At 70.8% G+C, this 10493-nt stretch carries 9 protein-coding genes and 1 pseudogene; 6 read left to right on the top strand and 4 right to left on the bottom strand.

Annotated features, from left to right (window positions below):
* Positions 1 to 131: pseudogene (locus ABVB68_RS31935) on the bottom strand (RNA polymerase sigma factor SigF); the annotation flags it as partial.
* A gap of 442 nt (positions 132 to 573) precedes the next feature.
* Here ABVB68_RS31935 and ABVB68_RS31930 point away from each other — a divergent pair.
* Positions 574 to 819: a DUF5133 domain-containing protein gene (locus tag ABVB68_RS31930; protein WP_353604672.1), complete on the top strand. Its 246-nt coding sequence runs from the start codon at positions 574 to 576 to the stop codon at positions 817 to 819.
* 186 nt (positions 820 to 1005) lie between these two features.
* Here the strand turns inward: ABVB68_RS31930 and ABVB68_RS31925 are convergent, their stop codons facing one another.
* Complete coding sequence (locus ABVB68_RS31925; protein WP_353604667.1) at positions 1006 to 2310, bottom strand: cytochrome P450 family protein; 1305 nt, start codon at positions 2308 to 2310, stop codon at positions 1006 to 1008.
* 285 nt (positions 2311 to 2595) lie between these two features.
* On the opposite strand from ABVB68_RS31925, the gene ABVB68_RS31920 reads away from it, so the two are divergent.
* Positions 2596 to 4215, top strand: a complete 1620-nt coding sequence (locus tag ABVB68_RS31920) for an FAD-dependent oxidoreductase (protein ID WP_353604671.1) — start codon at positions 2596 to 2598, stop codon at positions 4213 to 4215.
* A gap of 47 nt (positions 4216 to 4262) precedes the next feature.
* The gene (locus ABVB68_RS31915) at positions 4263 to 5291 is read left to right on the top strand and encodes an amidohydrolase family protein (protein ID WP_353604666.1); all 1029 of its coding nucleotides are present in this window, start codon (positions 4263 to 4265) and stop codon (positions 5289 to 5291) included.
* 141 nt (positions 5292 to 5432) lie between these two features.
* Here ABVB68_RS31915 and ABVB68_RS31910 read toward each other — a convergent pair whose 3' ends face one another.
* Positions 5433 to 6512: a right-handed parallel beta-helix repeat-containing protein gene (locus ABVB68_RS31910; RefSeq protein ID WP_353604665.1), complete on the bottom strand. Its 1080-nt coding sequence runs from the start codon at positions 6510 to 6512 to the stop codon at positions 5433 to 5435.
* A gap of 182 nt (positions 6513 to 6694) precedes the next feature.
* On the opposite strand from ABVB68_RS31910, the gene ABVB68_RS31905 reads away from it, so the two are divergent.
* A complete protein-coding gene (locus ABVB68_RS31905) occupies positions 6695 to 6952 on the top strand; it encodes a hypothetical protein (protein WP_353604664.1) in 258 nt (85 codons plus the stop codon).
* A gap of 253 nt (positions 6953 to 7205) precedes the next feature.
* Here the strand turns inward: ABVB68_RS31905 and ABVB68_RS31900 are convergent, their stop codons facing one another.
* Complete coding sequence (locus tag ABVB68_RS31900) at positions 7206 to 8708, bottom strand: MFS transporter (RefSeq protein ID WP_353604663.1); 1503 nt, start codon at positions 8706 to 8708, stop codon at positions 7206 to 7208.
* A 145-nt stretch (positions 8709 to 8853) separates the two neighbouring features.
* On the opposite strand from ABVB68_RS31900, the gene ABVB68_RS31895 reads away from it, so the two are divergent.
* Both ABVB68_RS31895 and ABVB68_RS31890 read left to right on the top strand, forming a co-directional pair.
* A complete protein-coding gene (locus tag ABVB68_RS31895; protein ID WP_353604662.1) occupies positions 8854 to 9855 on the top strand; it encodes a hypothetical protein in 1002 nt (333 codons plus the stop codon).
* 191 nt (positions 9856 to 10046) lie between these two features.
* A complete protein-coding gene (locus ABVB68_RS31890; protein ID WP_353604661.1) occupies positions 10047 to 10466 on the top strand; it encodes a hypothetical protein in 420 nt (139 codons plus the stop codon).
* Positions 10467 to 10493: the final 27 nt, after the last annotated feature.

The raw sequence follows: 10493 nt of genomic DNA, 5'->3' as shown, positions 1-10493 counted from the left end.
AGCACCGCCAGCTGATCGAAGAACAACCGCGACAACTCACGGGCATCCTTCGGCGCCACCCGGGAGGGATCGCACACCTCCGGCAGCTCCGCCGTCTCCCTGTCCGCTGCGACCGTGCTCGCGAGCTTCATCATGCTTCCCTCCCATGGTTGAACCGGCCGGCCCCGCCGACCGCCGAAACGACCGACGACCAGCCGACTACCCCCTCATCCCGCATACATGCCCATGCTCTGAGCGAATCGGCCACCGGTGCGTTCGCGTGGGTGAGAGCCGGTCCCACGTTCCTCCCGGCGCGGCGAGTCCGAGCGGCGCAGGCGCGTGTGGGACATCGGCCCGGCCGGAAGCCCGCCCGTTCGGGCCGACGGTGACTCCCGCGCACCTCCCGGCCGGTGGCGTCTTCGGCCGAGCGAACCCTCGGCCCGTGCGGCATACCGTGATCGAGCGGGGGCAGACGACTCCCCGGAGGACGCACCGCCCGGCCGCGACGCCGGCGCCACCGGGGAGTGTGTACCGCTCGGCGGATCCCGCGGGCCGATGCCTTCGACGGCCCGCCTCTCGAAAGAGGTTGTGACTGTGCTGCTGCCCGTGGAGAAGGAACTGCGGTCGGTGTTGGCCCGCTTCGCCGATGCCCGGTTCCGCCATGACCTCCACCCCACCGGCCAGTCCAGCCGGGAGCTGGAGGAGACCGCTCACACGCTCTGCGCCATGACCGGCACCCAGTCGGTGGAGCAGGCCCTCGCCGCCGCCGACGCCCTCCTGGACCGGCTGCGAACCGACCGCCACGCCGCCACCGGGGCCGGCCAGACGCTGGCTGCCTGAGCCACGCCGCCTCGGAGGCCCGACGGCTGGACGGCTGAATCGGATCCCTGCGATGCGCTGCTCCGGCTCCATGACGTCGGCGCCCGTGCCCGATCCCGGCGTACGACGTCCGAACGCGCCGCGACCCCGGCATCGCGCGGGCCGTCCGAGCGCGCTTCGCCGGGGTCGCGGGTCACGCCCGTGACGTCACGCGCTGTCGACCATCCCGGAGGCCCGGTCGTCCAGCATCTTGGAGGGGCCCAGGACGACGGGAAGTTCGGTCAGGCCCCGGAACGCGGGGAAGGGCACGGTGAGCCACTTGGCCTCGTCCGCAGGCCGGGCCAGGGAGAGTTCCGGGAAGCGGCGGAAGAGCGAGGCCAGGGCGATCTGCATCTCCATCCTCGCCAGCGGTGCGCCGAGGCAGTAGTGCGGTCCCGTACCGAAGCCCAGGTGGTTGCTCTGCACACCCGGCCGGTCGACGTCGAAGGTGTCGGGGCTCTCGAACGCGGCGCCGTCCCGGTTGGCCGAGGTGACCGCGATCTGCACCAGCGAGCCCTTGGGAATGAGCGTCCCCGCGATGGTGATGTCCTCGAGCGCGTGGCGGAAGGTCGCGTTCTCGACCGAGCCCTCGAAGCGGATGATCTCCTCGATCGCGTTCGGCAGCAGGTCGGGTGAGTCGAGCACCTGCCTGAGCTGGTCGGGATGGGTGAGCAGGGTGTAGACGGCGTTGCCGATGAGGTAGGCGGTCGTCTTGTGGCCCGCGAACAGCAGTACCCACAGGGTGGACAGCAGCTCACCGTCCGTCAGCGACTCCTGCTCGTCCCGCGTCTGGATGAGGACGCTGAGCAGGTCGTCCTCGGGGGCCTTGCGCTTACGGGCGATGAGGACCTCGAAGTACTCGCGGAGAGTGTTCTCCGCCTCGGCCAGGCGATCCTTGTCCTTCTTGCTGAAACCGGTCCGCGCGACGACGCTGCACCACTTCTGGACCTCCTGCCGCTCCTCCTCGGGGACGCCGATGAGTTCGCAGATGACCTGCAGGGGCAGCGGGAAGGCGAAGGCCGACAGCAGATCGACGGGCTCCAGGGTGGAGCAGTTGTCGAGCAGCGTGTCGGTGAGCTCCTGGATGCGTGGGCGCAGCGCCTCGATGCGGCGGGGCACGAAGGCACGGCTGATGATCCTGCGCAGCCGCGTGTGCTTCGGCGGATCGGCGAACAGCATGTTGTCGTCAAGGGCGATGGAGGAGTCGCCGAAGATGGACCGGTAGGCGTCGATGGCCGCGTACATGTCCTTGCTGATCCTCGGGTCGGCCAGGGCGGCCTTCGCGTCCTCGAACCGCGTGATCAGGTAGGACTCCACACCGTGGGGCGGGGTGATGCGGCAGACCGGCGCGTTCTCCCGCAGGTGCCGGTAAAGAGGGTGCGGGTTGGCCCGGTACTCCGGGCAACCACGGGATGCCGCGTCCACCGCCCTGGCTGTCTCGTCCGCGGTCTCCTGCTCCTGCATCTGAGTCATCGACGGCCCTTCTTCTCTTCCCACGGTGGCACGGGTCGGCTGCAACGCTGGAATGCATTGACGCCACCCGGAACGGGAAAACGCGATTCACCCTGACGCGGCCCCCGGTCGTCGGCGCGGTACGGCAGCGGAAAAGCAGAGTGCGCCGTCCGGGGGAAGGCTCGATTGCCGACCCCGGGGGCCTGTGACAGGTTCGGATTCAGGGCCGCCATGAATGCGATTCGCTGCCCGAACTACCGCTGCGTCACTGGAGGAGGACGGGCCGTGGACACGCGCGACAAAGAAATGGTGCCGGTACTGATCGTGGGCGGTTCGCTTGTCGGACTGTCGGCGTCGGTGTTTCTGGGAAGACTGGGCGTGAGCCATACGGTCGCCGAACGCCGGGCCGCCACTTCCGAACACCCCCGGGGCCGGGGGAACAACATGCGGACGATGGAGTTGTTCCGCACCGCCGGGCTGGAACCGGACATCAGAGAAGCGGCGGCCGTCCTGTCCGGCAATCACGGCATCATGCAGACGGACAGGCTGTCGGGCGGTGAGAGCAGGTGGCTCTCGGCCCGTCTCACCGGCGGGGCCCCCGAGACGAACGTGTGCTCCACCCGGCGGTGCGCGTGCAGCCAGAACGACCTGGAGCCCGTCCTGCTGGCACACGCCCGTCGGCTGGGCGGGGACGTGCGCTTCGGTACGGAGCTGATCTCCTTCACCGAGGACCGGGACGGCGTGACGTGCGAACTGCGCGAGCGGGAGAGCGGCCGGACGTACTCGATGCGCACGGCCTACCTCCTGGCGGCCGACGGACCGCGCAGCCCCGTGCGCGAGCGGCTGGGCATCGGCCAGAGCGGCGGCGGCGACCTGTTCCACAACGTCAGCGTCACCTTCCGCAGCAAGCTCCTCCGCCAGGTGGCCGGGGACCAGCGGTTCCTCGTGTGCTACCTGAACGGGACCGAGGGCGAGGGGGTCCTGCTGCCCGTCGACAACGAGGAGAAGTGGGTCTTCCACGTCCCGTGGTTCCCCGAGCGCGGCCAGACGCTCGAGTCCTTCACCGACACGCGCATCGCCGACCACATCAGGGCCGCCGCCGGCGTACGTGACCTCGACGTCGAGGTCACGGGACGCGCCCCGTGGCATGCGGCGGACCGGGTCGCCGACCGTTACCGGCAGGGACGCGTCTTCCTCATCGGTGACTCGGCCCACGAGATGCCCCCCACCGGCGCCTTCGGCTCCAACACGGGCATCCAGGACGCGCACAACCTCGCCTGGAAGATCACGGCCGTGCTGCGCGGCTGGGCGGGAGAGGGCCTGCTGGACACCTACGAGGACGAACGGCGCCCGGTCGCCCTGGCCACGAGTGCCCGGGCCATCGAGCAGGCCGCCCGCGAGCAGCACCCCGGCTACGCAGCGGCGCAGGGGCCCGGACAGAGCACGGACCTGATGACCGTGTCCCTCGGCTACCGCTATGTCTCCACGGCCGTGTCCGGCGCCGACACCGAGGCCCCGACCATTCCGCAGACGCTGCGCCTGCAGGCGGACCCGGGCACCCGGGCCCCGCACATGACCGTCGTGCACAACGGGGACACCAAGTCGACCATCGACCTGTACGAGCGGTCCTTCGTCCTGCTCTGCGGACAGGTGGACGGGCCGTGGCCGTCGGCCGCCCACGCCGCGGCGGCCAAGCTCGGCGTCCCCCTGGTGTCCTACCGCGCCGGCGCCGGCCCGGACTTCGACCTCGACACCTCGCCCGCCCTCGACGCCGGTGCCGAGGACTGGGCCGCCACGCACGGCGTCTCCCCGCGGGGCGCGGTGCTCGTGCGCCCCGACGGAATGGTCGCCTGGCGCTCCGGCGACCTCCCCGCGAACCCCGAGGACGAGCTGACGCACGTTCTGCAAGGCATCCTCAGCCGCTGATCCCGTCTCCGACGCCCTCGAACCGTTCCACCAAAGGGAGCTCCCCCATGCCTCAAGCCGCCGAGACCACCGACCTGCAAGCTCCGGGCGACATAGGCCTGCGCACCGCAGTGGGCGCCGAGGACGCCCGGCACGAACGAATAGACGTCCACCACCACTACACCGCCCCCGAATGGGTCAACTGGGCCGAGGAGAACGGGATCGCGGACCGCGACAGCCTGCCGCCGTGGACCCGGTGGGACGAGGCCGCCGCCCTGGACCTGATGGACCGGACGGGCACGCGCACCAGCGTCCTCACCGTCGCCATGCTGGGGCGTTTCCAGGACGCCGCGACACGCAAGGAGAGCACGCGGGTCGCCCTCGAGGCCGCCGGCGACCTGACCGTCCGGCACTCCGGCCGCTTCGCCTTCTTCACCCCCGTCTTCCTCGACGACGCCGAGCTCTCGCGCTGGTCCGTCACCCACGGGATGGACCGGCTCGGCGCGGTGGGCGTCAGTGCGCGCACCAGCACGGGCAGCACGTATCTGGGCGACCCCTCGCTCGACCCGGTGATGGCGGAGCTCGACGAACGCGCCGCTGTGATCAGCACGCACCCCATGCAGGTGAACACCTCCGGCGCCCCCGAGGGTGTACCGCCGTTCGTGTGCGACTTCCTCATGGACACGACCCGCGCCGCACTGAGCCTGATCATGAACGGCACTCTGGACCGTTTCCCGCGGCTCACGTTCATCCTGCCGCACGGCGGCGGGTACCTCCCCTACATCGCGAGCCGGATCGAGGTCTTCGGGCGCCAGCTCGTCCCCGCCGTCGACCCCGGCCGCGTCCGGGACTACCTGCACCGCTTCTACTACGACACGGCGGCGCCCATGTCCCCGTCGGCCACCCCGACTCTGCTGGCCGCCGCGGGCTCCTCCCGCATCCTCTACGGAAGCGACTGGCCGCCGACCCCGGCCCGCGTGGTCGCCGATGTGACGACTCCCGCTCTGGACAGTGATCCCGCCCTCGGCGAGCGGGAGCGCGGCCACATCAACCGCGGGAACGCCCTGCGTCTGCTGCCCGCCCTCGCGGCGGCCTGAGCACGCCGGGGCGCCGTCCTCGTACGGCGTGCGCGAGTGCCACGGAGATCCGCCGTCCGTCTCGCTCCGGCGCTCGGACGGACGTCGGCCGTGCGGCTCGGTCCACCGAGCCGCACGGCCGACGCGCGGTCTCACCTCACCTCAGCACAGTCCCGCGGGGATCGAGACCCGGCAGAAGTTGCCGCGGAAGAGGTTGCTCCCCTTCGAGGCGTTCTGATTGACCAGGTCGGCGGGGGCGTTGGCGGTGATCCAGTTCCCGTCGACGCGGTTCTTCTCGTTGGCCGCGCCGACGAAGCTCTTGAACAGCACGATTCCGCCCGACAGCGAGGACCGGCCGCTGTTGCCCGTGACCACGTTGTGCGTCAGCAGCGCGTTCTCCGCGCCGGCCAGCACGATGCCCGAGCCCTGCACGAACGGCAGCCGGGCCGTCTTGGCGCAGTACCTGTTGTTGTGGAGCACGTGGTTGCCGCTGATGGTGAGGGCACCGGCACGGGGCTTGTTCTCGTCGCCGATCACGAGCAGGCCGGCGCAGTTCCCGGTCAGGTGGTTCCGCCGGACCGTCAGGTTGCGCAGGCGGAGGATCGTCAGGCCGTTCCGGTTGTCCTGCAGGGCGTTGCCCTCCACGACCAGGCCCCGGCTGTCCGTGGCCCCCTTCTCCGACATCGTCGTGTTGGCGAGGTACAGGCCGGCGTCACCGTTGCCGCGGGCGATGTTGTCCCTGAACACGCCACGGGTGGAGTGCTCCTGCGAGATGCCCCACTTGCCGTTCTTCTCGGCCCTGACCCGCTGCACGGTCAGGCGGTCGGTGGCCAGGGACCACAGGCCGACGCCGGAGAAGCCCGTCACCTTCAGGTCGGAGACGGTCACGTTCGCGACGGGCTTGTTCCTGAGCCCGACCACGCAGATGCCCTTCCCGCCCTCCACGCAGCCGATCGCGCCCTTGTGGCTCGGGGCGGCCTTCTTCCGGGGAGGCACGATCACCGTGCGGGGACCGACGCCGCGCAGGGTCACCCCGGAGGTCTTGACGGTCACGCTCTCGCGGTACGTGCCGGCCTGCACCAGGACCGTGTCGCCGGCACGGGCGGCGTTCACCGCCTTCTGGATCGACTCCCCCGGGTGCACCGTCAGGGTTCGCGGTGACGCGGCGGCCGGGAGGACACCGGGGCCCACACCGAGGAGCACGGCGACGGACGCGGCGTACCGAACATGATTCCTTTTCATGTCCGGAAAATAGGACCGGATATGCGGCCGCCCTGGCGACAACTCGCCCGCATGCCTCCGGTCGGGCGTACAGGTTCACATCACCGGCCGCGTACCCGCGGCCTCGGAGTAGCAGCGGTGGCAGCCCGATCCGGCCGTACCTAGGCTCGCTAGCGGAAACGAGTCCGCGGAAAGGACGCAGAATGCCTCAGCTGGACGGAGAAGAGATCCGCGTCAGCGCGATCGATACGGCGGATGAGCCCCGAACGCTCACGCATGCGCTGCGTTCCGCCGTGAAGGAAACCATGCTGCTGCCGGTTTTCCTGGTCCTCACCGCCATGATGGTGGCACTCTGGCTCATGGGAATGCCCTTCATGCAGGCCTTGACCATTTCGACCGCGGTGAAGATTTCGCTGGTTCTGTTCGAAACGCGTCGGCGGCCTGGCGCGTCGAAGGGTTGACGCGCGGCGGCCCTATCCGTTCCGGGAGCCGGACGGTGCTTGGACCGGGGTGCGGTCGAGGGGACGGGCACCCGCGTGGCCGGGCGCTTCTTCCGGGCCGGGCGCTTGCCCTGGGCCAGGGCGCCTCTTCCGGGCCGGGCGCTTGCCCTGGGCCAGGGCGCTTCTTCCGGGCCGGGGGCATTCTCGTCCTGGTCGGCGCCCCCTCTCCCCCGGGCTTCCCCGGGCGGCGTACTTCCCCGGTCCGCGCCCGGTCTCAGACCCCGCGACCCGCCTTCTCGCCGGCCCCGTTCTCCCCCAGCCCCCTCGGCACGGCCGCCGCGAGGTCGTCGCGTCCCGGATGCGCCCGGCGTTCCCGCAGGTCGGCCACCGCCAGGACCAGGGCGACGAGGATGATCGCCGTGGCGGTGAGCAACCCCAGCTGAAGGGCCGTCGTGGGCCGGCCGTGGTTGGCGACGTGCGCGAAGTAGACGGAGCCGACCACGGCGATACCGGCGGCCGCGCCGATCCGCTGGCCGGTCTGCAGCACCCCGCCCGCCGCGCCGGCACGTCGTACCGGCACGAGCGTGAGTGTGAGGGTCGTGTTGGGTGAGACCGTGAGTCCGGACCCGATGCCCCCGACGACCAGCGGCAGCGCCATGGCCCAGCCCACGCCGTCCCCGGGCACCAGCTGAACGGCGACGACGACGCCGAGCAGCCCGAGGGTCACCCCGCTCAGGCCGAAGACGACCATGCTGCGGCCGTAGCGCATCACCAGCCGGCCCCCGATGGCGGCGCCGACCGCCGAGGCGGCCGCGAACGGCAGGATCGTCACACCCGCGGCCAGCGCGCTGTATCCCGCGGCGTTCTGCAGGAACAGCGACAGGACGAAGAAGATGGTGGTCAGCCCGGCGAAGAACATCAGGCTGATGAGAGCGCCGAGCGTGAAGGAGCGCAGGGAGAACAGCCCGAGGTCGACCAGCGGTGCCTTCCCCAGGCGTCCCTGGTTCCGCTCCCACACCCAGAAGGCTCCGAGCAGCAGGGCGGCCACCGGAACCAGCAGCCACTTGGCCCGGCCCTGCCACTGCTGCTCCTGCACCAGAGGCAGCAGCAGCGCGAGTACGCCCGCACCGAGCAGCAGTAGGCCGAACGGGTCGAACTTCTCCCGTCTGTCGTCCGGCACCGGGAGACGGGGCAGCAGCCGGTTCCCCGCGACGAGGGCCGCCACCCCGATCGGCACGTTGACGTAGAACACCCAGCGCCACCCGTCGGCCGTGCCGAACGCGTGGATCAGCAGTCCGCCCGCCAGCGGGCCCACGGCGGTGGACACGGCGACGACGCTGCCGTGGAAGCCGAACGCCCGGGCTCGCTCGGCGCCCTGGAACATCTGCTGGATCAGCCCCGAGGTCTGCGGTGCGACGACACCGGCGGCCGCGCCCTGGATCAGCCGGCACACCACCAGCCAGGTGGGGCCGGTGGCGAGGCCGCAGGCCGCCGAGGCGGCCGTGAACACGGCGAGGCCGAGCAACAGCGCCTGGCGGCGCCCCCGCAGGTCACCCAGTCGTCCCGCCGGTGCCAGCGCCAGTCCGAAGGCGAGGGCGTATCCGGACACCACCCAGGACTGGGCGGCTTCCGAGGCACCGAGCCCGCGTTCCATCGAAGGCAGCGCCACGTTCACGATCGAGACGTCGAGCAGCGAGATGAATCCCGCGGTCAGGCAGACCCCGAGCGCTTTCCACCGCCGGTCGTCGAGAGCGGGACGGGCCGTTTCTGTGGTCATGTGATCACGCTATGCAGCCGCGGCCGGTCGCACCAGCCGGGGAAAGGGCGGCAGGCCCCCGACGGAAAACGGGATCGCCCCGAAGATCATGCACTCGATAGCGTCTGCGGCACCGGATCACGGAGCCCGTCGCCAAGGAGTCGCCATGAGCACATCCGCCACGCCCTCGTCCGCATCGCCGTCCCGCCCCTCCCGGCGCCGTCTGCTGGCCGGTGGAGCCGGTCTGGCCCTCGGCGCGTCCGCCGGGGCGCTCGTCCCGACGGCCCCGGCCGCCGCGGCGGAGCCGGCGTCCGCGGCGCTCTTCCCGCTCAAGCCGCCCCACCTGCTGGAGGCCGAGACCCTGGTGGAGTACCTGCGGCTGAGAGCCGACCAGTGGGACCACAACCGGTACGACGCGGCCGGGGAGGACCTGGGCCGGACCACGGTGACCTGGGGCCGTCCGGGACATCCGGAGGAGTTCGAGAACCTCTCCCAGTGCTCGTCGTTCATGACACTGCTGCTGCAGCGGGCCTACGGCTCCGACACGGCCTACGGCTGGGCCACCCGCGCCTACTTCGACCAGTACTTCCCGCGCAAGGACGGCCTCCCGCGCGCCTCGTCCTCCCAGCCCGCCGCGGAGGATCTCCAGGCGGGCCTCCGCAACGCCTCGAACGTGCCGCACTTCGACCCCGTGACCAAGCCGGTGAACCTGCGCCCCGGTGACATCGTGGCCTGGGACTACGATCCCGCCACCAGAAGCGCCCCCTACACCGGGCACACGGTGCTGATCCGCTCCTACCTCGGCACCTACGCGTCCACCGTGGACAGCCGGCTCGGCATACCCGGTGTGGTCCCGCATCTCTTCCAGGTCGTCGACTGCACCAGCAACCCGCACGGCGGCCCCACCCTGACCAGCCAGGCCAGTGTCGACCGCTACCGCGCCTACCCCGACACACGGGCCACGATCACCGACGGTCCGGACGTCGCCTACGACGAGAAGAACGGCGTGGGCTACGGCCACATGGTCTTCTACGCCGACCCGGACACCTCCCTCTTCGCCGGGTACCGCTGGAGCCTGAACTCCTCCTCGCCGGAGCCCGCGGTCGCGGAGGCCGTCAGCGGCAAGAAGCAGATCGCCGCGGGCCGGGTCAACGCGTTCGTGGTGTAGCCGGACCCGGTCCGCCGCGCGCGCCGCCGGTACACATCAGGGCACTCGGGACCGCTGTTACAAGACAGGGACGAACCGCCGATGAACGCCCGGCTTTCCCGTGACGTCGTTTCCAGTGACCAGGTCAATCGGCACTTAGCTGCCCTTTGACGCGAAACGCTGTTCCCAGCACGGAAAGGCACATAGTTGTGATGGTCTCGAAGCGGCTCCCCCTGCGCATTGCCGTCGTCGGTGTCCTCGGCTCGCTCACCGTCGCCCTCGCCGGCACCGCGATGGCGGCCACTCCGGCGGCGCACACCACATCCCTCGCGGTCGCCGCGCACAGCACCAAGGCCACCAAGGCCGGCATCACCGCCAAGCCGTCCGTGTCCTCGGTCGGCGCCTGGCAGCTGTTCCGGGTCACGGGCAGGACCACGGGGCTCAAGGAGGGCAGCAAGGTGACCCTCCAGCAGAAGCAGCACGGCAACTGGGTCTCCCTGCCCGCCTCCGCACCCGTCACGCGGAGCGGCTCCTACTCGCTGGGCGTCAAGCTGGGCATCAAGGGCAAGAACGACCTGCGCATCGTCAGTGGCAGCACCGCCTCACCCGTCTTCAACGTGACGGTCCGCTGAACCCGGCCGCCCCTGACCCCACTTCGA

Source organism: Streptomyces sp. NPDC096012 (assembly GCF_040426375.1).
Taxonomy (GTDB): domain Bacteria; phylum Actinomycetota; class Actinomycetes; order Streptomycetales; family Streptomycetaceae; genus Streptomyces.
Note: the sequence above shows the minus strand (reverse complement) of the source record. Positions and strands in the feature narration are given on the sequence as shown.